Origin of the sequence: Fibrobacter succinogenes subsp. succinogenes S85 (assembly GCF_000146505.1) — a bacterium.
Lineage (GTDB): Bacteria > Fibrobacterota > Fibrobacteria > Fibrobacterales > Fibrobacteraceae > Fibrobacter > Fibrobacter succinogenes.
Genome location: NC_017448.1, coordinates 456,337 through 482,131, shown reverse-complemented (window position 1 = coordinate 482,131; position 25,795 = coordinate 456,337). Strand labels below are relative to the sequence as shown.

Here is a 25,795-nt window from a genome sequence, read left to right as displayed (position 1 = left end):
CCCCGCTTGCAGGTTATTTTCCAGCCTGCTCGTGTGGTTCAACCCTTACTTTATGAGGTGCCCACATGGAAATAATCGCTCTCGCACTTTCACTCCTCGCAGTGATTCTGTGCATTGTTATCCTTGTTAAGGTTAATAAGCTTCTCACGATGCTTCGTACCCCGATTTTCAAGAAGCTCACCCCGGACATGAACTTGAAGCCGTCCGCCCGTCGCCCGATCAGCGCACAGGAAATGGCTCAGCGTGGTGGCAACAATAAGGAAAATCGCCAGAACAAGGAACGTCCGAACAACAATAATAAGGACAACCGCAATCAGCAGCAGGCTCAGGCTCATGCCCCTGCAACGCGTGATCGCAATGAACAACAACAGCGTCCGGAACGTGGCCCGCGCCGCGAACGCCGCCCGGAACGCCCGCATCGTGAAGCTAACGCTGAAGCTCCTGTTGCTGCTGCAGAACAGGCCGCTCCGGTTGCACCGGCTGCTGAAGCTCCGGTCGCCGAAGCTCGTCGCCCGCTCGCTCCGCGCATTCCGGTTGAAACTCCGGCCGCTCCGGCTGTCGAAGCTGCCCCGGTCGCTCCGGTTGCTGAAGCCCCGGCAGAAGCTGCTGCAGAAACCGCTTTTGATCCGTCCAAGGTCCGCTATGGTCGCCGCAACGTGATCAAGAAGGCTCCGGAACTCTCCGAAGAAGCTTAATTCTCACGAGAATTTGCAAAAAATCCCAGTCCAACCGGACTGGGATTTTTTTGTATGCTAAACGTTTTCGTAGTGACCTTTGCAAGAAAGAATGTCGATAAATTCACCATTAATTCTGTAGATTAGCCGATTGCCATCGTCAATTCGTCGACTCCAAAATCCGCTGAGGTTTCCTTTCAATGCTTCAGGCTTGCCTAAGCCTTCGAAATGGTTTCGCTCGATGTCTTTAAGCAGTTGGTTGACTCTTTTGAGTGTTTTCTTATCTTGTAGTTGCCAGTAGAGATATTCTTGCCACGCTTGTTCGGAAAATGCGATTTTAGCCATTTTCCATTGCCTCTAGTTCTTCTAGTGTTTTCACAATACCTTTCCCGGCATTGAGCTGTTCGATGCCTTTTTTGAGGGCCTCGATGTCATTTGCTTTTGCGTTGTAACGGGCTATGGGTTCGCGGACTTCAAAGGGAATGCGATGTTCATTGATGACGCTCTTGATGAACATGTTGATGGCTGCGGATGCGGACAAACCAACGTTATTGCAGAATTCGTCAAAACGTTCTTTGTCTTTGCTGTCGATTCGTGCAGAAACTGTTGCCTGTGCCATAAGACGCTCCTTTCTATACTATTTAATGTATAAAAATGTAATGCAGAATGCAATAGATTGAATTCTAATATGTGCGAAATCGTGCAAATTGCGTAATTTAGCAGTGTTTTGAATTATTTGTTGGTGTCTATATTGCATCCACCGATTCTAAATTCATCTTTCGTTGCGTTAGGTTCGAAAGAACAATTTTTCATATTTGGCGAAATATAGGGGAATGTATGGTTGAACCTGCAATTGTAAAAAAATCCTTGAGAACCATTTAAAAGTTGCACGCCTGCGCTGTCATAACCATAAAATGAGCAAGATATAAAAATAGGGTATACATTTCCTTCAATAAAAACGCCGTTGTTGAATGTGCAATTCACATAAATTGGATTTTCTGATGAAATGTGAACATCTTCATTGAATTCTTGATTATGGTATTGATTGGTTGTGAATTTGAGATGTTCGTTAGCATATTTCAAGATTAATGTTCTAGTAATAGTGTCGCTGAAAAGAACATCAATTCTTTTATCTCCTTTTTCTTCGTATTTCTTTAGAATTTGACCATAGCCGAATTTGTCATGGTAAATGAAATCTCCAGAAGTACTTGTTTCGTTTGATTGTCTTGCTGAAAAAATCTTTGATTTTTGTTTTATAAATGCAGGTAAAAAATCTGTAGCAATATATTGCTTGTGAAATTTACTCCAATAGTTTTCGCAAGGATTTTCAGATCCGAGTAATGAATTTTCAATGTCTTTTGGAATCTCTGTAAGCGTGTTCCCGTATTCAAACAGTTGTACAAGTACAAAGAAAATGCCGTTTCTACCGCAAGTATTGTGACCAAAGCCTCCTATGCGGATTTCGTGCATTTCTGAAAAATATTCTAAAGGTTTAGCTGTTTGAACTCGGTGTAATTGACAAGAAAGACTAAAATGAATGTAGAAACCAATCCCCGAATAATTTGGAATCTGTATTCTGCCGATTTCGACGGTTATATCTTCATTTCTTTTACAACTAATATCTAGCGAACAGAATTTTTGTGGGAGAATGATATAGTTGCTTAAAATCTTGCGTGATATTTCTGTCAATTCCTCGAGAGAAAAACGGTTTGCGCATTTTGTCTTGATAAAAATTTTTCCTCGGATTTTAACTTCGGAGCCTTTGACAAAACGGTAAAGTTTAGGAAAAAGACTTTGCCCGACTTCTGCGGAATTCAATAGTAAAATATCTTTGATTTCACGGAGCCATTGTTTGCCTCGATTGTACGGAAAGGCGAAGGTCAAATTTTTAGGCTGAAAAATAAAATTAGCGGAATGCGATTCTGGGGCATCATCCAAAATAGCGACGAGTTCGTCGTACGAAATGTTTTGGCAAGATAAAAATGGCTTACGGGGGTAACTTCCTTGCCCCGCAATAACCTCTGATAAATCTTGTATGCGTTCAATCATAATGGCTCCTTTTCTTAAAAATTAATAAAATGAGATGTCATAATATGTCATTGTCGAAATCTATATTTTTAATCAAAAATCTAAAGAGACTGTTATCAGGAGTAAATGATGGCTGCTAAAATCATTGTCCGCAATAAACATGAACTGCAAAATATTATCATCCAAACCATCAATCAAGAAGGTGATAAATGCAGCCTTAATTTTATTGATGTGTCTAATGTGACGGATATGAGTTATCTTTTTATGAACCTTTCGTTCAAAGGCGATATATCTCAGTGGGATGTTTCAAAAGTGACGAACATGAGGGGTATGTTTTGGGAAGCTGATTTTAATGCCGATATTTCTAACTGGGACGTATCTCATGTGACCGATATGAAAGATATGTTTCTTTATTCGTCATTTAACGGGAATATCTCCAACTGGGATATATCTAACGTCACGAATATGAGGGGAATGTTTTGGAAATGTGACTTTAATGGTGATATTTCTCACTGGAATGTCTCAAATGTGAAAGACATGGGCTATATGTTTTTCAAATCTCAATTCATAGGCGACATTTCTTGTTGGAATGTTTCAAATGTGGAAGATATGAGTCATATGTTTGAAGACTCTGCTTTCAACGATGATTTATCGCGATGGAATGTCTCAAATGTGAAAAAAATGAGTGAGATGTTTTCATGTTCTCCTTTTAATGGTGATATCTCCAATTGGGATGTTTCTCATGTGACGGATATGAGTGGTATGTTTTCTGGCACTACCTTTAATACATCAATCTCCAATTGGGATGTATCCAATGTTCAAAACATGTATGCCATGTTTTGTGGATCTTGTTTTAATGGCGATATTTCTAATTGGAATGTTTCTCGCGTTACAAACATGAGGCGGATGTTTTATAAATCTAAATTCGACGGAGACATTTCTCAGTGGAATGTTGCCAATGTTACAAATATGTTCGAAATGTTCTGCGGTTCCTACTTTGATGGAAATTTGTCATCATGGGATGTTTCTCATGTGACGGACATGAGCAAAATGTTCCAGGATTCAAAATTCACTGGAGACATTTCTCAGTGGAATGTCGGAAACGTCACTAATATGGCAGAAATGTTTAGCGGATCCTGCTTTGATGGAGATTTGTCATCATGGAATGTTTCTCATGTGACGGATATGAGCGGAATGTTTAGCAATTCCAAATTCAACGGAGATATTTCTCGGTGGAATGTTGCAAATGTTACCAACATGGTTGAAATGTTCAGTGGCTCTTGTTTTGACGGAGATTTGTCATCATGGGATATTGCAAGCTTAGAATATAATATAGACATGTTTAAAAATTCAAAATTCACAGGAGATATCTCGCATTGGGATGTTCCAAATGAATATGATGAATGGTGATTTCTTGATTACTCAATTTTTGAAAATAAACGTTGTACCAGTTTGTTTTAGATTGTGAATGGATTGTTATGCAGAATAATTTTCGCCAAATAGAAAATATCCTCTCCTCGTCCAATCCCATTGCGGAAATCCAATTGCATAAGGATGAATTTTTTGAATTTATCGATCGCTATATGGTTGGTTGCGAACACAAGAATTTCCATAGTGAAGGCGATGTCTGGGAACATACGAAACTTGTGATACAGAATGTTGTTGCTGAAGAACATGATTGGATGGATGTGCTTGTTGCTTTGCTTCATGACGTAGGGAAGAAAGATGCTTTACAACGCAACAACGGTAAGAATATGCAAGGGCACGAAATTGAAGGTGCTCGCATTGCTTTGGAATGGCTTGTGAAGATGAATTTTGACCGAAAAATCCGTGAACAGGTTCTTTGGCTTATTTGCAATCACATGAAAGCTTTGGATTTAAAGGTGATGCGTTCTAAGTATGATATTTGGCAGTTGGTAAAGCATCCGTTGTTCGGGCGGCTGCGACACCTTGCTTGTGCCGATTGCAAAGCGACTTTGGACGCTGAGGGCAAGCCTCATGATGACTTTGAAGAAATCTTGAAACGCCCTATTGTTGCAGAGTGTCTTGAAAATGAAATGCCTGTCGCCATTGTCGAAGCGGATGATTTTGCTTCGCAAAAGTGGGATGATATTCGCGTGGAAAATGCTCTCGTTTTTTGCCATAAAATGCAAATCAATGGGGGAGTCCTCTCCAAAGAAAGTTTAATTCGTGCCGCCATCAAAACTATAGGAGGTTCAAATGGTTGATAACTTCAAAATTATCCGTTCGATGCTCAAGTTCGAAAGTCCTGGCGATTGTTATTACGTTCAACTGCTCCGTAGGCAAAGTGACGATCCAAAAATTGGAGGCGTTCCAGATCCGGCGTATCACGGCAATATGCATAGTCGCTCTATCAAGGACTACTTTATTTCGTCGTTAGCACATTTTGACGATGTCGAAAAGGAAATCAAGACGATTTGCGAAGTGTTCAATGTGCGGGCATACATCCGTTTGAACAAGCGGACGTTCAAGGATATTTCGATGATCATTTTTAAGCACATCACCGAAGAAATCTGCTCTGGTGAAACGTTTGCTCCGCCGCTTCATTTGGTGGCACGAGCTGCTGGTCGTGCAAATGCTGCGGGAAAATCAAAAACCTGGATTGTCGATGTAGATGCGGAATTTGTTCCATATAAGCAGGCGGTTCGTGAAATGATTGAAAAGTGTGAACCTTTTCAGTCGGCAAATGATATTGTAGAAATCCAGACGAAAAACGGGTTTCACTTGATTGCGAAGCCGTTCAATACATCAAGAATGGATGAACTTTGGCAATCATTTTGCTCGGAAAATAACATCAATTTGCCGCGTTTTGACATCCATAAGGATAACCCGACGATTCTGTATGTGAAATAGTCGTCATTTGTGTAAAAATAGCCAAAAAAAACAGACAGAAAAACAGCCCCTCAAAAAACACCCCCGGTGCAGTTCAACTGGCCGGGGTGACGTTCTTCGCGGCGAAGCCGCCTATCTTAACTAACTAGCACTTACTTCGACAGTTTTTCGGTAAGTCCCATGAGCATGTTCAAGCCTACTGCGTCCATGGCAGTGCTTGCGCCACCCTTGGAGTCGCCGGTCATCATGATTTCCGGGACGAGCGGATGTGCGGACTTGGCGAGAGCCTCAGCAACACCGACCTTGGTCTTGTAATCCCATTCGGCGCGTTCTTGCGGAGTCAAACCGGCGCTGACGAGTGCTCTGTTTGCTGCAGCTTCAGCTTCTTTTTCGGCCTTGATTTTCTTAGCGACTTCGAGAGCTCTTAGAGCTTCGAGGCGAGCGACTTCCTGTTCCTTCTGAGCTTGGAGAACGGCCACGTCGCGTTCCTTTTCAGCCTGCGTCACAGCCTTGATTTTTTCCACTTCCTGGTCGGCCTTGGCCTGGGCGATGCGAGCCTTACCTTCGGCTTCGGCGGTGATGGCGGCCTGCTTTGCCGTTTCTGCAGCCGTTGCGTTAGACACGCGCTTCATTTCGCGGTCCTTCACGATGTCGAGCTGCTGTTGAGCTTTCTGATCGAGGCGAACGTTTTGGATTTCAAATTGCACCACTCTGATGCCGTAGAGACGGAGTGCCGAGGGCTTTGTCAAGATGCGGTTGCCGTTCTTATCGAGTTTCAGCTTTGTGACCTTGTATTCTTGCGTTTCGGCTTTCTTGATGATTTTGCCTTCAGAATCGTAATCGTCTTCGCCGGCCTTTTCGGTGAGCACTTCGATTGTGGTGAGGTATTCGCCTTCGGTGAGCTGGTCTTCGGCGATTCTTCTGAATTCGGCAATCTTTGTCACCTTGGCTTCTTCAGCAGTGAAAAGCGGTGCGGTCTTTCTAACAGCCGAGAGCACGGAGTTACGGACAAGGTCATGCTTGAGTTTTTTGTCGGAGCGCTGTTCGCGATGGATTTTCACGAGGTCTTCGCAGTCCGTCGGGAGCTGGTATTTGAGGTAGCCGCTGATTTCGGCGTTTGCGTTTCGGGACAAGGTAACGGAAATATCGTCTTCGTCATCGTCGCCGCCTTCCCAGCCTTCGCCCTTTACCTTATCGGTAGAGGAGTTGAAGTAGAAGTCCTTGGTTCTGTCGTAAGAGTAGATGCTTGCAAATCCCTTGAAGTAAAAACCGGCGTGGTCGATGCAGGAGAGTGTTCCGAACGGAGACTGTTTCACGAGAAGCTGCGTTGCACTGTTGTAACCGATATTGCACTTGAGCAAAATAAGAGCGATAACAACGATGACCGCGACAATGATTGCTTTTGTGTAATTCTTTTTGGGAAGCTGAAATTTGGGTTGCACTTTGGGCTGTAATTTGGATTCTGTTTCCATTGTTTTTTCCTTCTTTAGTTTATGCAAACAAATATAGTTATTGCATAAGGCTTGTCAGGGAGAGCGCCGTCGTTCTTTCGGTGCTGCTCTTGACAATGTCTGCAATCGTTTGGCGGGCTTCTTCGCCTTCGGGTGCGGGGTAGAGGGGGAACACGTGTCCCAGTTCTTCGCCAACGTGGAGCGTGACGGATACGCCTGCGGCCTTCATTTTTTCACTGCAATTGATGATGTCGGGGTAGAAAATTTCCCAAGTGCCGACGAAAATGTCGGTGGGCGGGAGCCCTTGCATGTTGCCGTAGATTGGCGATACCATCGGTGCGTGCGCATCCATGCCGTTAGCCCAAGATAGACCAAATTGATGTAGTTCGTCGATATGAAGCCAGTTGTCGTATTCTGCTATGGATTCGTCGCCACCAGTGATGTCGACCCAGGGTGAAATTAAGATGAGGTGCATGGGCGAGGGGAGCGATTGCTCTAGGATTTCTTCGGCGAGCGCAAGCGAGAATCCGCCACCGGCACTGTCTCCCATGATGATGATTTTGCTTGCGGGGAAGCGTTTCAAGAGTTCGCTGTAGAGCTTTAATACGAGTGTATGGGCTTCGAGCGCCGTATGTTCCGGCAAAAGGGGGTAGTCCGGCATGACAAAACCGCAACCTGTTGCCTTTGATATTTCAGAAAGAATTTTCCAGTGGGATGGCGTTATGCCTTGCCTGTAGCCACCTCCGTGGAGGTAGAGGATGACGGGCTTGGTTTCGTCTGCGGCCGCCATCTCGTAAACGTGCATGCCCTTGATCTGGTATTCTTTTACGGGGCGCTTGTCGACGCTCACCAAAGAGACAATCGCTACGAGCGCGAGCAGTAAACAGGGCAAGAATATCTTTGCAAATTTCATACGAGGGGCAATTACACCAGAGTTCTCGACAATATACTTTTTCTGTCGTGTAAACTCAAGTAAAAAAAAAGAAGACCCCGCAACAGTGTGCGGGGCGACAATTCTAGTAACTATTGACTAGTAACTGTGCCAAAGGCGCTAAAATTCAATCAGGCCCTTGGCTTCGTCAGCGAGGATGACTTTCGTTGCCATGTTGATGAACAGGCCGTGTCCGACGATACCCACGATGTGTTCCAGATCACGGGCTAGCTTGTCCGGGTCTGCGATGGGGGCGAACTTCGCGTCGGCGATGAGGTTACCGCTGTCGCTAATCACCGGACCGTCCTTGCCAGGAGCGCCCATGCGAACCTTGACTTCGCCACCGAGCTTTTTCACGCGTTCTGTGACGACGGCGATAGCGCCCGGGATGATTTCGAGAGGGACGGCGAACTTGGTGCCGAGCTGCTGCACAGCCTTGCCGGAGTCTGCAATAATCACATAGTTGTCCGTCATGGAGGCTACAATCTTTTCGAGGAGGTGTGCTGCTCCACGTCCCTTGATGAGGTTGCGGTTCGGGTCGATTTCGTCTGCACCGTCAATCACCATGTCGAGGTGGCTGACTTCGCCCATTTCCTTGAGCGGGATGCCGAGGCTACGGCATTGGAGCGTCGTGCTCCAGCTGGTCGAAACGCCCGTCACGTGGATGCCTTCGGTCTTGATGCGTTCAGCGAGGCGGTTCACCATGTGAGCTGCCGTGCTGCCAGTGCCGAGACCGACAATCATTCCGTCCTTGATCATGTCTGCGGCGCGAACGCCTGCAGCCTTCTTGAGTTCGTCCATCGATGCCATTAGCGCCATCTCCTTTCGTTTGAATCAAAATTGTCGTCGCCCATGCGATTGTCGTAACTGTCGTAGTTATCGTATCCGTCGTTAAATTCGTCTTCATCCGGGAAGCCGGACTCCTGTTCGGTGAAACTTGCTTCGACAATGTCTACAACTTCGACGTTAAAAATCAAGTCCTTGCCTGCAAACGGGTGGTTCCCGTCCACAATCACGGTGTCTTCGAGAATTTCCTTGATGGTGTAAATGCCGTCGCACTGGTCGTCATCGCCATCCAGGTTCAAGTCGTTTACAAATTCCTCGGCGGTGTCCGGCAACTGGAATTCGCGCATGTCGTTATCCTGGTACATTTCGAGTTCCATGCCGAGCCAGAGCTCTCCGACGTCGCGGAGTTCTTCTTTCGGGACCGTGAGGATAAGGTCCTTGCGATATTCTCCATAACCGAGATTTGCCGGAATGCTCACCGTAAACTTTTCGCCCAGACGACGCCCCGTCAATGCGTCTTCGAGTCCGGGAATGATATTGTTGTATCCGTGGATGTACACGAACGGTTGGGAGGCGGGAACTTCTTCAAGAATTCGCTTGCCTTCTCTGAGGGTGTAGGCTATGCTCACCTTCATCTTGTCTTGAATGACTACCATACATGCCCAAATGTAGTAAAATTGGTCAATTTCGCCACTTATATTAAATTGTTTTTCTAAATTACGGACATGCTTTACGGTATTTGTTCAGATATCCATTCCAATGCCACCGCATTTGAGGCTGTGCTCCAGTCCATGCGCGAAAATGGCGTGGAACGGAGAGTATGCCTTGGTGATATTGTGGGATATGGCGTCGATACCGATGAGTGCGTCAATTTGGTTAAAGAGAACATGGATGTGTGCCTGATCGGGAACCACGACAGCGTGGCGGTCCGGTACGAATCCAGCGCCGGGTTCAACCCGTACGCGAAGCAGGCGATTGAATGGACCCAGAAGAACCTTTCCAAGGAGTCCGTGACGTATATCCGCTCGCTCCCGTACATCCAGGAAGAAAACGATATCTGCTTTGTGCATGCGTCGCCCTTGTCTCCGGCAGATTGGGTCTATGTGACCGATCTCGAGGATGCGCTGAACGCTTTTGACCATTTCTCGGAGCGCTACTGCTTTGTGGGGCATACGCATAGCCCGGTCATCATTGCTAGCCGCCCCTTGGCGATCCCGAAGATTCTGGACGAGTACGAGTACGTGATTGCGAATACCGAACGTTTGCTGGTGAACGTCGGCAGTGTGGGTCAACCCCGCGACCGCGACCCGAGAGCCTGCTGGTGTCTGCTCGATACCGAGACCAAGTGCGTGCGGCTCATTCGAGTGGAATACGACATTCGTGAGACGCAGAACCGCATGAAAAAGCAGGGGATGCCCTCGTTTTTGATTGACCGACTATCGGTGGGGCGTTAGATGAAGTGGGTGTTGGCGGTGTTTGGTAAGGCAGGTTCCCCGTTCATTGCGGACGAGGTGGAAAAGTATGTGAAGCGTTTGCGCGGTTCCGCGATGCCACTGGAAGTGGTGGAGCTCAAGGAATCGAAAATTGACGACCATGCCCAGGCGCTTGCCCAAGAAGCCGCTCTTTTCGAAAAAAAATTCCCGCGTAACGAGTTCCGCCGAGTGATCCTCTCCGAAGAGGGCAAGCTCATGACGACGGTAAAGCTTGCCGATACGTTACAGGCCCGCTTTACGGGAAATATTGTGTTTTTGATTGGCTCCGCGTACGGCATCGACGAGAACTTGAAAAAGTCCGCCGACTTGCTCTTGAGCCTTTCTCCGTTGACTTTTACCCACGACCACGCCAGGATTATTACGGTGGAACAGCTCTACCGCGTCCAGATGGTCATGCAAAACCACCCATATCATCACCGATGAGACGAGAGATGTTAATTTCTGCAATTGTTGCTGTTTCTGAAAACAATGTCATCGGGCGTGACGGTCACTTGCCGTGGCACCTTTCTGCTGACCTCAAGCGCTTCAAGGCGATTACTACGGGGCATGCTATCATCCTCGGTCGCAAGAACTACGACGATATCGGCCGCCCGCTTCCGAACCGCACGAACTACGTGCTCACCCGCAACAAGGATTTCCAGGCCCCGGGCTGCATTGTCTGCTCTTCGCTCGGTGAGGCTATCGAGGCCGCCCGCGCTGCTGGTGAGACGGAATGTTTCATTATCGGTGGTGCTGCCGTGTACCGCGAAGCGATGCCGCTGGTTGAAAAGCTCTATTTGACGAGAGTTTTGTCGCACGTGGAAGGCGATGTATTCTTCCCGGAGTGGAACGATAAGTTCCAGAAAGAGAGCGCAGAATCCTTCCCGGCAGACGAAAAAAACGACTTCCCGACAACCTTTGAAATTTGGGTACGAAAAAAATAAGGTTCTATCGCCCTTAGAATAACTTATTATATACTAGAGATGTTGTTGAGGAATGGAAAGAAAATACTTAGACTTCTCATTGCAGTGGTTGCCGCTGTAATTGTTGTTCTATTTGTAGTCAGTTTTAACGGCATGTGCCGTCATGGTTCGTGCAACAATGTCATCGCTCTTAACGATGGCTGGTCCATTTCTTTTGGCGGCATTCATCTCCCGCCGATGGAACATGTCTCTGATTTCCGAGTTCCCTCAAATATTCAGCCCGGCGATACGATCATCTACGAGCGCGACATGCGGAATGATTCGATTCCCTTGCCGACAACGCTCCGTTTCCATGCGTATCACGTTGCTGTAGCTGTCTATGTCGATAGCGTTTGCTATTATCGTTATGGCTTTGAGCGCTTTAAAGCGGGAAAACTGGTCGGTAGCGGCATCCACCTTGTAAATATGCCGGAATTTCTTGACGACCATGTCATCCGCGTGGTGACGATTGTGACTGAAAAAGCGGCCGCAAAATCTGTGACGCAGATTGAACTTTTGCGTTCAAATAGCATGACAGACTATTTTTCGCAAAATTCTGATTCCATTACCATTGGCATATTCCTAATGTTTTTCGGGATGATTGCCTTTATTACAGGCTGCTGTGCCGTCGGCTTTGACAGGGCTTATTACCGCCTTGTTCTGATTGGCTTGTTTGCTGGTTTGATGGGACTTTGGACGCTGAATTACGCGAAGGGTATCCAGATTGTTTCCACGAACTATGCGCTGGATACGACGTTGGAATACGTTTCGCTTTACCTTGCAGCAATCCCGTTTGGCCTTTTGATTATCAATATGCGTGCGGGCAAGATTTCGACCTGGAAGTTGAACGTGCTGAAAGTCATTGTCGGCTTTGGTGTGCTGTTCTTCTTGGTGACGACGATTTTGCATGTGACCGATATTGCGCATTACCCGACGTTCTTGCTCATTTACCATAGCTATATCTTTGTTTCGTTCCTGTTCATGGTGTTCTTCAAGGTCCTTTATGACCGCGGTGCCGGAATGCAAGAGAAAATTCTTGCGTCGGGAACGGTGGTGTTTGTGCTGTTTGGCATTGCCGATTTGTTCCGCTATAATGTGCAGAACTTGTTCGGCTTGGAAAAATCCTTCTTGGATGCGACTTGCCTCCCGGTCGGAACTTTATTGTTCATCTTGTTTTTGATGGTGGGTTATCTCGTCTACATGTACGAGGAACTCATGGACAAGACTGAAAAGGAAGTGCTCCGCCAGATTGCTTATCGCGATGCCTTGACTGGCATTTATAACCGCGCAAAGTGCGAACACATTTTTGAAGTGCTCAACCGCGATGATAGCGACTATGCTATCGTGAGTATTGACGTGAATGGCCTCAAGTATGTGAATGACCACTTTGGGCATTCAACTGGTGATAAGCTTTTGTGCGCCTTTGCCGATGTGTTCAAGAACGCGTTTAACGGCATCGGGACTACAATCCGCATGGGCGGTGACGAGTTTGTGGCGATTGTCCGTGCAGAACACCTCTCGGATTTGAATACCGCTTTGAAGACGATGGTGCTCTTGGAAAAAGATGCCAAGTTGCCGATTGAATTGAATGTCGCTTATGGCTATTCTGTGCGCCGTCGCGGTGATGCCGTGACGGCAATGGACGTTTACCGCATGGCTGATGCAAACATGTATGCTATGAAGCTAGCCTCTAAGCAACAGCGAATGGCATAATTAGAACCTAGATCTTTGAAAATCTGCCAACTAAGCTCTGCCAACTAAGTTCTATAAAACTTTTCTTTCGCACATTTTTTTGATTAGATTTTGAATGATGATTGAGTTCAATATCTTTTATAAGCTTGCGGCTGCGCTGGGTATCGGTTTTATTATCGGTATGCAGCGTGAAAACTCGTATTCCCGCAATAATTCAAGGCACCCCGCTGGGCTGTGCTCGTTTTCGATTGTGAGCCTTTGTGGCGCCTTGTCTTGCTATTTGGGCGACCTGATGGGTTCAATTGTTCCCTTTGTCGTTGGCCTTGTGATTGTCGGGCTTTTGCTTGTGGCAAGCCATATTGCGTACGGCCTTTCGAACCAGAATAATGGAGGGCCTGCGGGCGTCACGACGAGTGCTGCACTTATCATGATTTATTTCTTGGGGGCGCTTTGCTGGTACAACCGGCTTTTGGAAGCGTGTATCCTCATGATTGTGCTTTTGTGGCTGTTGGCGGTCAAGCGTCAGCTTCACGATTTTGCAAAAAAGATTTCGACCGAAGACATTATCGCGACTGTCAAGTTTGCGGTGATTTCTCTTATGATTTTGCCCTTCTTGCCGAATCGCTCGTTTGGCCCGCCGGGGCTTGAGGTCTTGAATCCGCATACGATTTGGCTCTTTGTCGTGTTCATTTGCGGCATTGGCTTTGTGGGCTATGTGCTCATCAAACTTGTCGGGCCGGGCAAGGGCATTTGGCTCACGGGACTTTTGGGCGGGCTTGCGAGCAGTACCGCACTCACGCTGAACTTGGCTGGGCGTAGCGTTGATAATGAACAGTATGCGGCGGACTTCACGCTTGGTATTGTGCTCAGCTGGTCGGTGATGTATGCGCGACTCTACCTCATTTGCATATTCCTGATGCCGTCACTTGCGCTCCCGCTTTTGGCTCCTCTCCTTGTGCCTGTGGTGCCGGGGCTTGGCTATGCGGGGTACTTGAAGCTTCGTGAATCCAAGGATCATCGTCAGAAAACAACTGATTTTAACAACCCGTTCAAGTTGTTGCCGGCAATTAAGTTTGGCTTGGTCTTTACGGTGGTCATGTTCATCGCGAATGCGGCTCATGCGTACTTTGGCTCGGGCGCGTTGATGATTTGTAGCTTCTTGGGCGGTGCTGCTGAAATGGATGCGGTGGCGTTCTCGCTCATTGACATGTGCCGAAAGGCGACTCTTGAACACCACAACCTGATTTTGGCGCTCCTTTTTGCGAGCCTTGCCAATACGCTTACCAAGGGCTGCATGGTGTATTTCCTTGGGGCAAAGTCCATGCGTCGCCCGATTCTTCCGGCGGTGGGGCTTATCTGCGGCGTGTCCGTAGTGATGATTGGAATTTATTCGGTGGTATAAAATGTCTGAAAAAATGAATTTTGCATTGACTATCGCAGGCTTCGATGGCTCTGCGGGCGCTGGAATTTTAGCGGATGTTAAGACGATGGCGCATTTTGGCGTGTTCTGTGAATCTGTATGTACCGCACTCACGCAACAGAACGAAGATGAATTTGTGGCGCCTGGCTGGGTAATCTGGGAACGCATCGAAGCGCAACTTGAAACGTTGTTTGCCAAGCGCCAGTTCAAGTTCGTGAAAATCGGGCTTGTTGAAAAGGCTAAAGTTTTACAGCGAATTGTTGAATTTGTCCGTGAAAAGTCTCCGGATGCTTACATTGTCTGGGATCCGATTGCAAGTGCATCGGCGGGTTTCCACTTTATGCGCTCGGCAGAACGCGATGAATTTATGCCGGTGATGAAGCAGATTGATTTGGTCACTCCAAATCTGGACGAGTTCGGATTCTTGGGATTTGAACAGGCTGCTTCTCGCGGAAAGTTTGAATTCGGGAAGGATTTCGCCCTGCTTTTGAAGGGCGGCCATTCAACGGATGACGAAGCCGTTGATACTTTGTGGGATAGGGACGGTAAACAGTACAAGTTCACAAGTCCGCGAATCCCGGGTAACGGCAAACATGGTACTGGGTGCCATTTGTCCTCGGCAATTCTTGCAAATCTGGCGCTTGGGCATACGCTCCCGGAATCCTGCCAAATAGCGAAGAATTACCTCACCGAGCTATTGCAAAGTGGCGAGGGGCGATTGGCTAAAGACTTTTAAGTTGTAAAAAAAATCCCGGCCGTGATGGTCGGGATTTTTGCAAACTGCGCGAAACGCGAATTAATCGTCGTCTTCAGCCGGCTTCTTGGACATCTGCTTACGCTTGATCGGGTCAAGCTCGGTCTTGCGGATGCGGAGCACTTCCGGAGTGACTTCGATGCATTCGTCTTCGTTGATGAAGGTGACGCATTCTTCCAAAGTCATGCGGCGGTACGGCGTGAGCTGGATCATGTCGTCTGCGGACTTCGAACGCATGTTGGTGAGGTGCTTGCCCTTCGTGACGTTCACGGTGATATCGACGTCGCGGTTGTGTTCACCCACGATCATGCCCGGATAAACTTCGGCACCCGGACCGATGATGAGGTAGCCACGATCTTCCAAGTTAGAGAGAGCGTAGCTTGCAGCTTCGCCCGGTTCCTTGGCGATGAGTACACCGTTGATACGAGACGGAATTTCTCCCTTGTACGGCTGGTATTCCTTGAAGAAGGACTGCGTCACAGCGTAACCCTTGGAAAGGGAGAGGAGCTTCGGACGGATACCGATAAGGCCACGGGAGGGAACGATAAATTCGAGAGAAACGCGGTCGTTTTCGTCGGTGGTCATGTTGACCATTTCGCCCTTGCGCTGCTGGATTTCCTGGATGCAGGCGCCGCTGAATTCGTTCGGAACTTCGACCTTGAAGTCTTCGACTGGTTCCAAAAGCTTACCGCTTTCGTCTTTCTGGAAAATGACCTGCGGAGAACCGATGGTGAATTCATAAAGTTCACGGCGCATGTTTTCGACGAGAATCGTGAGGTGCAAAATGCCACGGCCAGAAACCTTGAACGTAGATGCACCTTCGGCCTTTTCGACGAGGAGGGCGGGGTCAGCCATGTGGGCGCGTTCCAAACGTTCCTGGAGCTGGTTACCCGTCATGAACTTTCCACCGTATTTGCCGGCGAGCGGCGAAGTGTTCACGGTGAAGAGCATAGAAATTGTCGGCGGGTCAATGTGAATACGCGGCAAGTGAACTGGATTGTTCGTAGAAGAAAGCGTATCACCGATATCGAAGTAGTCAAGACCTGCGATGAGGATGATTTCGCCCGGACCCGCTTCTTCAATCGGCTTCGGGGTAAGGCCTTCGTAGCGGAGGAGCTTTTGCGGACGGACGTTCTTGACGGTTCCGTCGGGGAATGCCTGAGCGTAGGTCTGGTTCGGCTTGAACACGCCCTGCTGCACGCGACCCACAGCCAAACGACCCAAGAAGCTGGAGTATTCGAGGGAGGCAATCTGGAGGAGCGGTTCTGCATTCGGATCGCCCTTCGGAGCCGGAATACGTTCGATAATCTTGTCCATCAAGATGCTGAAGTCGCCATCCGGGTCTTCAAGTTCGGCGCGGCAAATGCCCTTACGGCCACTGCCAAAAACTCTGTCGAAATCGAGCTGTTCTTCGGTAGCATCGAGTTCGCAGAACAAGTCAAAGACCTTGTCGAGAGCGAGGAGCGGGTTGCAGCCGTCGCGGTCGATTTTGTTCACGACGATAATCGGGGTAAGTCCGAGTTCCAAAGCCTTCTTCGTCACGAAGCGGGTCTGGGCCATGGGGCCTTCGAAAGCGTCAACGACCAGAAGAACGCCATCGACTGTACCCAAAACGCGTTCCACCTGGCCACCGAAGTCAGCATGCCCCGGGGTATCGACGATGTTCACGCGGTATCCCTTGTACATCACGCTCGTGTTCTTGGAGAGGATGGTAATGCCGCGTTCGCGTTCGAGGTTGTCGGAGTCCATCACTCGGTCCACGATTTCTTCACCTTCATGGAAGGTTCCGCACTGTTTGAGGAGCTGGTTCACCAGGGTTGTTTTACCGTGGTCAACGTGGGCGATGATGGCAACGTTTCTGATTTTTGATTGATCCATATTTTACCGTTTGGCTTTAATTTTCGGCGCAAAGATAGAAAAATGAGTGGAAAATTGCAATATTTAGTGCTCGTATTCTATATTTAGAGGCGTGAATTACTTGGCTTTGGATTACGGAGAGCATCGCGTTGGGGTCGCTTTTGGCGATTCCGAGCTCAAGATGGCGTTTTCGCGCGAGACGATTGACCAGAAGACGACGAACCTGTTCGAACGTCTGGACCAGCTCGTGCGCCTCAACAAGATTGACGAATTTGTCGTCGGGATGCCTTACCACCCGGATGGCCGCAAGGATGGCAAAAACGTGGTGGTGGAGGCTTTCATCAAGGATTTGACACTGCGATTCCCGGGAATGAAAATCCATACGCAGGATGAATCGTACTCCAGCGTGCAGGCGCAGGAGTTCACCTCGTACATGAGCAAAAAGAAAAAGCAGAAGAACAAGGCTATAATTGACCGTACCGCCGCCGCGATAATACTCCAGCGCTGGTTCGACGAGCGTGGCTAAGCCCCGCATAGACGAAAGAACGGCTCTACGAGCCTACAGGCTAGAGACGAGAGTGGTATAATGGTGCTTCGCACGGATTCTGTGAAAAATCTTTCGTCTTTCGTCTCTCGTCTTTCGTCTAATTACTATATTTACAACATGGCTAAAGAAATCGATAATTTTGATGATGAAGAAATGGACGAAGCCAACGGTGCGATGCTTGACGCATTGAACGCCGAAGAAAACTTTGTCCCGCAAGTCCGTGACTACAGCGACCGTCGCATCCTGATTTGGGAAGAAGATGATGTCCGCCGTGAAGCCTGCCTCGAAGTCCTTTCGGACTTGCTCGTGGGCGCCTACTTCAAGGCCGTGAAGACCGAAGAAGAAGCTCTGCAGCAGCTCGAAGAAGACGACTGGGATACGTTCGTCGTGGACTTCTACACCGAAGGTGTTTCCGTCAGCGATTTCATCAAGCGCGTGAACAACTATCCGGGTTCTATCCTCGTGGCTATCAACATGGGTCCGCTGACTCTCCCCGAAGAACGCGAACCGGCTAAGGCAGAAAACTTGCGCCGCCTGTTCGACATCGAACGCGCCAGCTCCCAAATCCACGCTTAAATAGCAGACCGTAGACGGTAGGATGTACCCGCCGTCTACAACCTTGTCAATCCCGCCATTGTGCGGGCTTATTTTGTATAAAAGAAAAATACCAGCTATGAACTGAACCCCAAAAGTTGGACTCAACTATCGGGGTTCACATCACTACGCCGATGGGTTCCTTTTAATTCCCGCAGGCGGAAATCATGCCTGGCGTAGGCGTGTCCGTACACCAGGAATCCGGCTCACTACGCTTGTTCCACAGCCCGATATTGAGCTGAGTACTCTTGCGAACTGCAGCCGATGAAGACCCGATGGGGAGCGGTGTCACGTGGAGCGTATCCGCCTTGCCGTAGTAGAGCGAATCTAGAACGTTTCCGTTGCACTGCAAAACAATTGAGCCCGAAGTCTTGCCAAATTGCGGCATGCTTTCGGCGTACTTGTAAATGCCTGCGATGTCAGCGGTTTCACTGGTGCCTACGACAAGCACTTCGTTTGGCGGGAGCGTTACGGTGGAAATTTCAGCCGCACCGCTTACGTTTGATGTCTTTCCGAGCGTACATTTGTCCAAAACGAGAGTGTCTGTGCTGCCGTTGTAGAATTCCACGAACGTGAATTGTGTAGAATCCTTAGGCTGCACAAAGAATTCGCTGACTACGATGTCATTTGCTGCGGGGGCGCGCTTCATGGCGGGGAGCCTCAGCGACACTTGCAGATTCACGTCTTTTGCAAGGTCGATGGCGAGTGCAATCTTGCTACGGAGCGATTCAATCTGAAAGCTTGGAATAGGCGTGTTTTCGTCAAGCGTGAAATCGTCTTCCATGCTGAAAATTGTCTTTTCGCTTTCGTCTTGCATGGAAATGCTGATGTGGTATTCGCGGTCAAGCTTAAGGTCATCGCTCGTGAACGTGACGTTGTCCGAATCGAACTCCATGGGGTAGGTGAATGTTTCGTCACCACTGGTGAGCTTCATTTCGCCTTTCTTGATTCCCGCCGGATTGCCGAACCCGATAGGAATTTTCACATAGACAAATCCGACAAGTGCATGCATCGGAATTTTAAGGCTCACGGCAGAACCTGCTTCAAGCGAGGTCGTGACTTCGCCTTCCTGCATCAGCGCTCCGTTGGCGTAGAGCTTGGCATTGAAAATCCATTCTTCACCAGGGAAAAGGTCGAGGTTGAACGACTTTTTTTCAATGGAATGGACAAGGTGGAGCGTGTCCGAGCCATAGCAGTCCAGCACGAGGCTGTCGAGCAGAGGCGTTCCCGTGTAGTCCAGGTTGAGCGCGATGTTGGCGCTTTCTCCGATCTGAATGGAATCAATGGGGGATTCTGCGCGGGAATCGCTAGAGCAGTTCCAGAACGCAAGGGCGGTGAGGGCTGTAGCCGCATAACGGCAGACGTGTTTTTTGGTTGTAGGACTCATGTAACCTCCTGATTTTTGGGTTGGTCCTATTTATTTAACACGCGTTTTTCAGCCGTTTGGTCTAAAAATTTTTAGTAAAATTTTATAAACGTGGCGTTTGTGATTGCGTTTGTGCTTACAGGTGTAATTTGCTCTTTCCGTTCTCGACTCGGTTTCCTTGCAACTTTGCGGCACAGGATTTGTCTTGCCGTAAAATCTTCACGAGTGCGCTCGGGCTAAGGCCAAATGCCGCCGCTGCGGCCTTTGTATCGCCATTCTTGGTCGCCATGATGTCAAAGACATGGGCGACGAACAGCGGAAACTGCGGGTTGCTCGGCTGGATATGCCCGTTGCTACCCGGAAATTTCATCTCGACGGCGGGCGGTTCTTCGCGTACGTTCAACGCAAGTGCCATTTGCATGTGGTGGAGCGCATGAATTTTATTTTCTTTTGCACTCCTACTTTCGGAAGACTTGATTTCTAAATTATATTGTTGTAACGAAAGATGAACGCCGGTGTTGGTCTTGTTCCTATGTTGACCGCCGGGACCGCTGCCTTGGTATCCTTTCAGGGTACAGGCGCGTAAAAGTTCGTCCAAATTCATTTTCAGGTAGGTATCGCGATGCATGTTCTGAAAAATAAAATAGTTCTAGCGCTTTTGGTGAGCGTATTTGCAATTATGGCTGGCTGTGCCGGGTCTTCTAATGGTTCTACCAATGAACCTGCCGAGACTGCTGCCGTCCGTGATGCGAAGGTCAAAGCCCAGGAATCCCAAAAGCTCGCTATGCTCGAAGAGATGTACGACCTTTTCAAAAAATCGGTTGAAAACCGGGCTCCGTCCGATATCTTGCTCGATTTCTTGACGGATCCTTCGGAAGCATGGCTTGATGAACTTGAAAGCCATGCCAAGTCTTACGATGCTACCGCCATGGACACGTGCCAGTTTTACGAAGCTTATGCCATCGTGCTTTACAGGCTCTACGAGCGCGAACACCTCTGGACAGTGCCGGATTACCGCATGCTTTACCTGCTCCTTTATGATAGTGGATTCCTGGATTTGGCAAACCACGTGAAAATGGGTCCGTTCGAAGTCAAGAACGATCGTGGAAGTGTTGGTCTTGCATCAAGCCCCAAGGTGCCTATTATGCTCTTTAACTGGGACGATACCAAGTGGAAACTCGACTTGATTGAAACGCTCCCGCTTATTACGAAGGGTGTTGAAGCGACTGCTGCCAAGAAAAACTGGACTGGAGCCAAGCTTGCCCTCTACTGGCTCGACAAAAAGTACCACTTGCAGTATTCACGCCTGGATGAATCGCTTTTGGAACCGATCGGTTTTTAACAGTCTTAATATCAAGGTCTAGAATTTATGCGTAAGTTTCTTGCGGCTTGTGCTCTTTTTTCCATTTTTGCAACTTCGGCGTTGGCAGCCCCTGCTTCTTCGAAGGCAAAACCGGCTGGCTCGACTAAAATTTACGGAGCTGTCGAAGCAAAGGATGGCTTTGTCGGTGGCCGACTTTTTGACGTGCTCGATTCCGTTGGTGGGACGGGTACGTGGATGGAGTGGGATGTGAATGGCGTACGTGATCCGTCTGTGATGAAGGTGCTGGATCCGATTCTGAATTCTGCGAACAAGCCGAAGATGATTTGGGCAATTACCGAACGCGAAAAACCTTTGCTTTCGGTCCTTCTGTCAAAGGGGGCGGGCGAGGTCCTCGTCTTTTACGAACTGGGATCCCTTGATGCGAAACCTGTCCCGCTCAAGCTCAACAAGGTCTTGACTCCGGATGTTGTATTTAGGGATTACAAACAAGTTTCTGAAAAGGAATTTGTGCATTTGGACCGTTCAAATCTCAAAATATCTGTGCTGGATAAATTAATCCGTTTTACCTACGATAACCCCGACAAGACTCCGCTTCGCTATGACCCTGATTTTGCGACGAAAACGCTCGTCGATAAGCATGCCGAAGTGAATGACTATCTTGGATTCCTGAAGTACGAATACTCCATGATGCTCCGGGCTTTCGTCCAGTCCACCCGTGGTATTTTCAACTGGCAGCCATGGCACTGGTACATGGATAAATGGACCTCGAAATACATGATTTCGGCGAAGGAAATCGAGATGATTCTTTCAAAAGGCATCCCTCCAGAATACATAACGGTCTTTAAAGCCAAGGCGCAGGGAGGCGAAAAGATTGAAATGCGTACAACGGGCAACGGATTCCTTGAAATGGTCATTACAAGGCCCTAGCTATACATCTAAAGGTTGATAGTTTTCTATTTTAAAGTTCGTGAATTCTATCATCAAAAAATTTCAAATTCTTCTAGTTGCCTGTGCAACTGTATCTAGCTGGGCATCTTCTGTCATAGAGGATTCCAATAAGCGATTTGTCTTAGATGACGAGGTCCTGGATTCGTCGACGAGATCCTGTGAAGACGGCTTGGGGATGCGCTTTGCTCCCGAAAACGCTTTTTATGTGGATGAAGGCGACGTTCCTGTTCGCCATTACCGTTTGGCGCTTCCGTCTAACGTAAAACCATCGGTCTCGGTGACGAATAGCAAGCTTGTTTCGCTTGGAGCGTCTCCCTGTAAATCAATTCCGGCAAAGATTCAGTCTATCGATGTCTCTAGTCCGTTTTTCAAGGACAACTTGTGGATGGTCGATGTGTTTGTCCCGCTTTACGTCAAGGAAGGCGGTTCTATTGCACTTCGCAAGAACTTCCGCTTGAGTGTTGATTTTGGTGCTGCAACGTCGGGTGGCAGGAATCCGGGCGCCCGTGCGCTTATGCAGGTGGTGAATGCCAAGTCGGCAGCTAAGTTTGGTTCTGCTGCATCACGTAAGTCTTTGCGTCGCTCGGCCAGTGCCGAAATTGATGATGTCGCTCAACTTGTCGAACTGGTTGTGGGTGACGAGAACATCGCGACTTTTAGCGAAGATGGCATGTATGCGGTCAGCTACGAGATGCTTCGCACGGCGCTCCGCAAGGTGGGTCGCGAAGATACACTTTTGCATGGCGTTCCTGTTGAAAAGGTTTGCGTTTATGGTGCATCGCCGGATACACTCCCTGATATGGGACCGGGGGAAAAATTGCGTAATCCGAACCAGCTTTTTGAACTGCCTATCAAAGTTGACGACCGCAATTCCAATGGCATTTTTGACGATGGCGACTCTCTGTTTTTTGTCGGCTACGGCAATGCGTTCTGGAAACGCACGGATTCGGAACCGACTCAGGTGCCGGATGTTCCTAAAACGAACATGGGATATTTCCATTCTTATTCGCCCTATTCCTTCTACCAGCACTTTATTTTGGGCTATAAGCAAACGGGGAGTGGTCTTCGCTTAAAAACGATTGAACCGCCGAAGTCTACGGCCAAGAGCATCGAATGGCTTAGGTATGTTCGTGCTGAAAAAGATGAACTTCTGCGCGACGGCTATTACGGCAGAGTCGTTGACTGGGAAAAGACAACCGGTAAGGAATATTTTTGGAAGTGGCGCGAATTTGGCGATACGCTATCCCTTTCCTCCGCTGATCTGGATTTTAAGACGACGACCCGGTTGCCTGGACTTGTTTCCGGTGGCAAGGGCTTTGTCGCTCTCTCGTTCTTCCCGCTTCGCTCGCAGAGTGCCAGCATGATGTTTTCGGATAGCACGTACGAGAAGCGTATAAATCCCATTGTCTTTAACTTGAAGGTGAACGGAATATCGTATTCAAAATTGAAATCGGATTCTTTCTACTGGGCTTCGGGTGATATTTTGCCGGGCGGTAATTTTGGCATTCCGACAAGTGACTTGAAATCGGACGGTAACAAATTTGAACTGACGATTTACGATAATTCGTACCAGCATGACCGCTTTGACGGTTATTCTGTGGCGTACCAGTGGGAGCCGGCTAAGGTCTCCATTGATTCATCTGAATGGCTCTTGCCTGGCTTTGCAACTGGCGTTATCCGCATTCCGGTGGGGACAGATTCTGATCTTCGCGTGATGAAGTTTAAGGACTTCGCTCCTGTTGGGCTTTTGAAGATTACTGATGGCGAGGCTATAGACAGCATCGGCGCAAATGAGGACGTCCGCTATTTGCTGTTCAACAATGGCAATCGACGTAAAGCGCTGAGCCTGAAGGGTGTTGCCGCTCCTTCTAAAAATGCCGTCCAGAAACTCTCGCAGATTTCGTCGAAGACGGAGTACCTCATTATAACGCCTGATGTATTCCTTGCACAGGCTGAGTCTTTGGCTGTGTTCCGTTCAAGTGAAAAGTCTGCAAGCCAGCTTGTGACTGCTGTTGTCTCTGCTGAAAATATTTATAGGCATTATACGGGTGGTGCGCTTTCTCCGATTGCGATTAGAAACTATATCGCTTATGCTCGCAGTGTTTGCCCGGATTTGCGTTTTGTGTTGCTTGCCGGCGGTGGCAATTACGATTACCGTGGCAAGGCGAATATTGGTGAAAACTACATACCTCCCTTTGAAAAGGAAGCCTCTGTAACGGAAGACTTCTTTGCGGTTCTTGATTCTGGCGAAGTTGTCCGTAGCGGCAAGACGTATGACGTTGACCTTGCTTTGGGACGCTTGCCAGTGACAACTGTTCAGGAATTTGAGGATTACATAGACAAGGCCAAGGACTACGATTATATTGGTCGCTTTGACCACGGTGAATGGAAGTCTACCTTGTTGCTTGCTGCCGATGACGATAGGAACGCTGGTTCGGCAGACCCGATGGACCATACTATTTATCAGGAAAACCTTGCGAACTTGATTGATACGACTGCAGAATCTCAGGGATTCCGCATGAACATGAAGAAGGTCTATCTCCTGAATTACGAGGCCGATGCCGCCGAACAGAAGCAGGAAGCCGCCAATGACTTTTTGAATATGTTGAACCAGGGTGCGTTGATGACTGTCTTCTACGGGCATGGTTCCAAGGTGGCCTGGGCATCTGAAGGGTTGATGAAACTTTCGTACCTCCCGAAGCTTTCGAATGAAAAACGCTATACGGTGCTGAACTCGTTCTCATGCACGGTGGGCCGCTTTGACGAGGGCGGTTCAAAATCGATGACAGAAGCTTTTGTGCTTTTGCCTAATGCGGGTGCTATTGCCGCTGTCGGTGCTGCCCGTGAAACATATGCGAAACCCAATGAAGTCTTTGCAAAGAACTTTATCGGCCCTGCTTTGCTCAAGGATGGCAACTATCTTGGTGTTGCCTATATGCAGGCTAAGGATAACGTATTCCTGCATTCAAAGAGTGTGCCGACATATACGAATAACGTCTACAACTCGGAACACTATGTCTATATGGGTGAACCGGTCATCCGCATGCCTCTTGCCGAATTGAAGGTCTCGATGGATTCTCCGTTGGATTCGATCAAGGCTCTGGAAAAGATTAAATTGTCTGGAAAGGTATCTGGCATGTCGTCTGGAAATATCGCCTTGACGCTTAGGGAAGGCCGCTTTACCAAGCGCCTCGACATGATTTCAACGTCAAATTATGCCGATGTCAAGTACGATGGGCCGCTTATTTATTCCGAAGTTGTTCCTGTTGTCGGTGGACGTTTTGAAACAGAATTTGTGACCCCGAAAAAGTTGAACATCGGTGATTCACTGGCTGAATTGCGTGGCTGGGCCTATTCCTCGAATGATGTTGCCGTTGGTCGATACTTTGAAAAGAACATCAAGATAACCGGAATCTCGAATTATGCGGATTCCTTGAATGACAAGGCTCCGCCGACAATCAAGATCCAGCTGTGCAATGCAAACGAGTCAACTTCTTTTGCCGATAACCAGTTTGTCAAGCTTTTGACTCCGGCATGCTTGCAGGTAGTCGTTGAAGACGAAACGGCTTTGGATTATCGCGAACAGGCTGATGAAGGAATCACGTTTGAAATGTTCGGCCTTGAAAATTCGTATCACCCGACGCTATTCCTGGAACAATCCTCCAAGCGAGCTGTTGTACGTAAGTCCTTTACGACGGAAACTTATCCGCCTGGCAATTACACGTTCAAGGTTCGTGCGATGGATGTCCTTGGCAATGTGTCAATAAAGATTTTGAATATCGAAATTACGGAAGCGATGCAGGCCGGGCTTGCCGACGTGTTTAACGTTCCGAATCCGATGGGCAAGAAGGGTACCACGTTCTACTTCAAGAATCTTGCAGTCGGTGTTGAATCGGATGTGAATATCTTTATTTACAACCAGCATGGCAGACTTGTCAAGGTTATCAAGAATGCCAAATCCGGTGTAACGCAATGGGATGGACGTGACAATTATGGACGTCTGCTCGCAAATGGTTTGTATCACTATGTTGTCCGTAGCAAGACTAGAATAGTGAACAGCTCATCGGACACAAAAATGAAGAGCAAAACTCAAACTTGGACCAAAAAACAAAAGCTATTGATATCGAGGTAAAATA

General features: G+C 48.1%; 25 protein-coding genes. 15 read left to right on the top strand and 10 right to left on the bottom strand.

Going from position 1 to position 25,795, the window contains the following annotated elements; all coding sequences use genetic code 11:
* Positions 1-65: 65 nt before the first annotated feature.
* Complete coding sequence (locus FSU_RS02035) at positions 66-695, top strand: hypothetical protein (RefSeq protein WP_012819878.1); 630 nt, start codon at positions 66-68, stop codon at positions 693-695.
* 57 nt (positions 696-752) lie between these two features.
* Here FSU_RS02035 and FSU_RS02030 read toward each other — a convergent pair whose 3' ends face one another.
* From FSU_RS02030 to FSU_RS02020, 3 genes are all read right to left on the bottom strand, one after another.
* Positions 753-1,019 carry a Txe/YoeB family addiction module toxin gene (locus FSU_RS02030; RefSeq protein ID WP_012819877.1) on the bottom strand — a complete coding sequence of 89 codons (267 nt, stop codon included), beginning with the start codon at positions 1,017-1,019 and terminating at the stop codon, positions 753-755.
* Positions 1,012-1,293 carry a type II toxin-antitoxin system RelB/DinJ family antitoxin gene (locus tag FSU_RS02025; RefSeq protein ID WP_012819876.1) on the bottom strand — a complete coding sequence of 94 codons (282 nt, stop codon included), beginning with the start codon at positions 1,291-1,293 and terminating at the stop codon, positions 1,012-1,014. The genes FSU_RS02030 and FSU_RS02025 overlap by 8 nt, the downstream gene beginning before the upstream one ends.
* Positions 1,294-1,406: 113 nt before the next feature.
* Positions 1,407-2,723: a right-handed parallel beta-helix repeat-containing protein gene (locus tag FSU_RS02020; RefSeq protein WP_012819875.1), complete on the bottom strand. Its 1,317-nt coding sequence runs from the start codon at positions 2,721-2,723 to the stop codon at positions 1,407-1,409.
* 105 nt (positions 2,724-2,828) lie between these two features.
* Between FSU_RS02020 and FSU_RS02015 the strand changes: the two genes are divergently transcribed.
* Genes FSU_RS02015 through FSU_RS02005 form a run of 3 tightly spaced genes read left to right on the top strand, consistent with a single transcriptional unit; the run spans position 2,829 to position 5,576 of the window.
* Entirely contained in the window at positions 2,829-4,112 is a 1,284-nt protein-coding gene (locus tag FSU_RS02015) for a BspA family leucine-rich repeat surface protein (protein WP_244263698.1), read from the top strand.
* A 32-nt stretch (positions 4,113-4,144) separates the two neighbouring features.
* Complete coding sequence (locus tag FSU_RS02010; RefSeq protein WP_244263697.1) at positions 4,145-4,930, top strand: HD domain-containing protein; 786 nt, start codon at positions 4,145-4,147, stop codon at positions 4,928-4,930.
* Entirely contained in the window at positions 4,923-5,576 is a 654-nt protein-coding gene (locus tag FSU_RS02005; protein ID WP_012819872.1) for a hypothetical protein, read from the top strand. Before FSU_RS02010 ends, FSU_RS02005 begins: the two co-directional genes overlap by 8 nt.
* Positions 5,577-5,707: 131 nt before the next feature.
* Here the strand turns inward: FSU_RS02005 and FSU_RS02000 are convergent, their stop codons facing one another.
* The 4 genes from FSU_RS02000 to FSU_RS01985 all read right to left on the bottom strand — a co-directional run bounded on the left by FSU_RS02000 (position 5,708) and on the right by FSU_RS01985 (position 9,379).
* Complete coding sequence (locus FSU_RS02000) at positions 5,708-7,027, bottom strand: SPFH domain-containing protein (protein ID WP_012819871.1); 1,320 nt, start codon at positions 7,025-7,027, stop codon at positions 5,708-5,710.
* A gap of 37 nt (positions 7,028-7,064) precedes the next feature.
* On the bottom strand, positions 7,065-7,919 hold the full coding sequence (locus tag FSU_RS01995; RefSeq protein ID WP_012819870.1) for an alpha/beta hydrolase: 855 nt from the start codon (positions 7,917-7,919) through the stop codon (positions 7,065-7,067).
* A 138-nt stretch (positions 7,920-8,057) separates the two neighbouring features.
* Positions 8,058-8,747 (bottom strand): ribose-5-phosphate isomerase RpiA, encoded by a 690-nt coding sequence (rpiA, locus tag FSU_RS01990; protein ID WP_012819869.1) that lies wholly within the window; start codon positions 8,745-8,747, stop codon positions 8,058-8,060.
* Positions 8,747-9,379 (bottom strand): FKBP-type peptidyl-prolyl cis-trans isomerase, encoded by a 633-nt coding sequence (locus tag FSU_RS01985; protein WP_012819868.1) that lies wholly within the window; start codon positions 9,377-9,379, stop codon positions 8,747-8,749. Before FSU_RS01985 ends, rpiA begins: the two co-directional genes overlap by 1 nt.
* A 69-nt stretch (positions 9,380-9,448) precedes the next feature.
* Between FSU_RS01985 and FSU_RS01980 the strand changes: the two genes are divergently transcribed.
* From FSU_RS01980 to FSU_RS01955, 6 genes are all read left to right on the top strand, one after another.
* Entirely contained in the window at positions 9,449-10,177 is a 729-nt protein-coding gene (locus FSU_RS01980) for a metallophosphoesterase family protein (RefSeq protein ID WP_012819867.1), read from the top strand.
* Positions 10,178-10,639 carry a 23S rRNA (pseudouridine(1915)-N(3))-methyltransferase RlmH gene (locus FSU_RS01975; RefSeq protein ID WP_012819866.1) on the top strand — a complete coding sequence of 154 codons (462 nt, stop codon included), beginning with the start codon at positions 10,178-10,180 and terminating at the stop codon, positions 10,637-10,639.
* A gap of 8 nt (positions 10,640-10,647) precedes the next feature.
* On the top strand, positions 10,648-11,139 hold the full coding sequence (locus FSU_RS01970) for a dihydrofolate reductase (RefSeq protein WP_012819865.1): 492 nt from the start codon (positions 10,648-10,650) through the stop codon (positions 11,137-11,139).
* Positions 11,140-11,271: 132 nt separating this feature from the next.
* Positions 11,272-12,870, top strand: coding sequence for a GGDEF domain-containing protein (locus tag FSU_RS01965; protein ID WP_244263696.1), 1,599 nt, complete (start codon positions 11,272-11,274; stop codon positions 12,868-12,870).
* 94 nt (positions 12,871-12,964) lie between these two features.
* Positions 12,965-14,251 carry an MgtC/SapB family protein gene (locus FSU_RS01960; RefSeq protein WP_012819863.1) on the top strand — a complete coding sequence of 429 codons (1,287 nt, stop codon included), beginning with the start codon at positions 12,965-12,967 and terminating at the stop codon, positions 14,249-14,251.
* A gap of 1 nt (position 14,252) precedes the next feature.
* Positions 14,253-15,005, top strand: coding sequence for a hydroxymethylpyrimidine/phosphomethylpyrimidine kinase (locus tag FSU_RS01955; RefSeq protein ID WP_012819862.1), 753 nt, complete (start codon positions 14,253-14,255; stop codon positions 15,003-15,005).
* 60 nt (positions 15,006-15,065) lie between these two features.
* Here the strand turns inward: FSU_RS01955 and typA are convergent, their stop codons facing one another.
* Entirely contained in the window at positions 15,066-16,901 is a 1,836-nt protein-coding gene (gene typA, locus FSU_RS01950; protein WP_012819861.1) for a translational GTPase TypA, read from the bottom strand.
* Positions 16,902-16,992: 91 nt separating this feature from the next.
* Between typA and ruvX the strand changes: the two genes are divergently transcribed.
* Both ruvX and FSU_RS01940 read left to right on the top strand, forming a co-directional pair.
* Positions 16,993-17,406, top strand: coding sequence for a Holliday junction resolvase RuvX (gene ruvX, locus FSU_RS01945; protein WP_041917813.1), 414 nt, complete (start codon positions 16,993-16,995; stop codon positions 17,404-17,406).
* Positions 17,407-17,466: 60 nt separating this feature from the next.
* Positions 17,467-18,003, top strand: a complete 537-nt coding sequence (locus FSU_RS01940; RefSeq protein WP_012819859.1) for a hypothetical protein — start codon at positions 17,467-17,469, stop codon at positions 18,001-18,003.
* A 163-nt stretch (positions 18,004-18,166) separates the two neighbouring features.
* Here the strand turns inward: FSU_RS01940 and FSU_RS01935 are convergent, their stop codons facing one another.
* Both FSU_RS01935 and FSU_RS01930 read right to left on the bottom strand, forming a co-directional pair.
* Positions 18,167-19,408, bottom strand: a complete 1,242-nt coding sequence (locus FSU_RS01935; RefSeq protein WP_012819858.1) for a lamin tail domain-containing protein — start codon at positions 19,406-19,408, stop codon at positions 18,167-18,169.
* Between the two features lie 115 nt (positions 19,409-19,523).
* The gene (locus FSU_RS01930) at positions 19,524-20,015 is read right to left on the bottom strand and encodes a peptide chain release factor family protein (protein ID WP_012819857.1); all 492 of its coding nucleotides are present in this window, start codon (positions 20,013-20,015) and stop codon (positions 19,524-19,526) included.
* A gap of 33 nt (positions 20,016-20,048) precedes the next feature.
* Between FSU_RS01930 and FSU_RS01925 the strand changes: the two genes are divergently transcribed.
* Genes FSU_RS01925 through FSU_RS01915 form a run of 3 tightly spaced genes read left to right on the top strand, consistent with a single transcriptional unit; the run spans position 20,049 to position 25,791 of the window.
* Positions 20,049-20,729: a hypothetical protein gene (locus FSU_RS01925; RefSeq protein WP_155808655.1), complete on the top strand. Its 681-nt coding sequence runs from the start codon at positions 20,049-20,051 to the stop codon at positions 20,727-20,729.
* A 27-nt stretch (positions 20,730-20,756) separates the two neighbouring features.
* The gene (locus FSU_RS01920; protein WP_012819855.1) at positions 20,757-21,638 is read left to right on the top strand and encodes a hypothetical protein; all 882 of its coding nucleotides are present in this window, start codon (positions 20,757-20,759) and stop codon (positions 21,636-21,638) included.
* Positions 21,639-21,678: 40 nt separating this feature from the next.
* The gene (locus FSU_RS01915; protein WP_014545220.1) at positions 21,679-25,791 is read left to right on the top strand and encodes a C25 family cysteine peptidase; all 4,113 of its coding nucleotides are present in this window, start codon (positions 21,679-21,681) and stop codon (positions 25,789-25,791) included.
* The last annotated feature ends 4 nt before the right edge of the window (positions 25,792-25,795 follow it).

Bases quoted from the DNA above. Each gene is read 5' to 3' on its own strand.
- FSU_RS02035 (WP_012819878.1), top strand. From the start codon at position 66: ATGGAAATAATCGCTCTCGCACTTTCACTCCTCGCAGTGATTCTGTGC.
- FSU_RS02030 (WP_012819877.1), bottom strand. From the start codon at position 1,019: ATGGCTAAAATCGCATTTTCCGAACAAGCGTGGCAAGAATATCTCTAC.
- FSU_RS02025 (WP_012819876.1), bottom strand. From the start codon at position 1,293: ATGGCACAGGCAACAGTTTCTGCACGAATCGACAGCAAAGACAAAGAA.
- FSU_RS02020 (WP_012819875.1), bottom strand. From the start codon at position 2,723: ATGATTGAACGCATACAAGATTTATCAGAGGTTATTGCGGGGCAAGGA.
- FSU_RS02015 (WP_244263698.1), top strand. From the start codon at position 2,829: ATGATGGCTGCTAAAATCATTGTCCGCAATAAACATGAACTGCAAAAT.
- FSU_RS02005 (WP_012819872.1), top strand. From the start codon at position 4,923: ATGGTTGATAACTTCAAAATTATCCGTTCGATGCTCAAGTTCGAAAGT.
- FSU_RS02000 (WP_012819871.1), bottom strand. From the start codon at position 7,027: ATGGAAACAGAATCCAAATTACAGCCCAAAGTGCAACCCAAATTTCAG.
- FSU_RS01995 (WP_012819870.1), bottom strand. From the start codon at position 7,919: ATGAAATTTGCAAAGATATTCTTGCCCTGTTTACTGCTCGCGCTCGTA.
- rpiA (WP_012819869.1), bottom strand. From the start codon at position 8,747: ATGGCATCGATGGACGAACTCAAGAAGGCTGCAGGCGTTCGCGCCGCA.
- FSU_RS01985 (WP_012819868.1), bottom strand. From the start codon at position 9,379: ATGGTAGTCATTCAAGACAAGATGAAGGTGAGCATAGCCTACACCCTC.
- FSU_RS01980 (WP_012819867.1), top strand. From the start codon at position 9,449: ATGCTTTACGGTATTTGTTCAGATATCCATTCCAATGCCACCGCATTT.
- FSU_RS01975 (WP_012819866.1), top strand. From the start codon at position 10,178: ATGAAGTGGGTGTTGGCGGTGTTTGGTAAGGCAGGTTCCCCGTTCATT.
- FSU_RS01970 (WP_012819865.1), top strand. From the start codon at position 10,648: ATGTTAATTTCTGCAATTGTTGCTGTTTCTGAAAACAATGTCATCGGG.
- FSU_RS01965 (WP_244263696.1), top strand. From the start codon at position 11,272: ATGTGCCGTCATGGTTCGTGCAACAATGTCATCGCTCTTAACGATGGC.
- FSU_RS01960 (WP_012819863.1), top strand. From the start codon at position 12,965: ATGATGATTGAGTTCAATATCTTTTATAAGCTTGCGGCTGCGCTGGGT.
- FSU_RS01955 (WP_012819862.1), top strand. From the start codon at position 14,253: ATGTCTGAAAAAATGAATTTTGCATTGACTATCGCAGGCTTCGATGGC.
- typA (WP_012819861.1), bottom strand. From the start codon at position 16,901: ATGGATCAATCAAAAATCAGAAACGTTGCCATCATCGCCCACGTTGAC.
- FSU_RS01940 (WP_012819859.1), top strand. From the start codon at position 17,467: ATGGTGCTTCGCACGGATTCTGTGAAAAATCTTTCGTCTTTCGTCTCT.
- FSU_RS01935 (WP_012819858.1), bottom strand. From the start codon at position 19,408: ATGAGTCCTACAACCAAAAAACACGTCTGCCGTTATGCGGCTACAGCC.
- FSU_RS01930 (WP_012819857.1), bottom strand. From the start codon at position 20,015: ATGCATCGCGATACCTACCTGAAAATGAATTTGGACGAACTTTTACGC.
- FSU_RS01920 (WP_012819855.1), top strand. From the start codon at position 20,757: ATGCGTAAGTTTCTTGCGGCTTGTGCTCTTTTTTCCATTTTTGCAACT.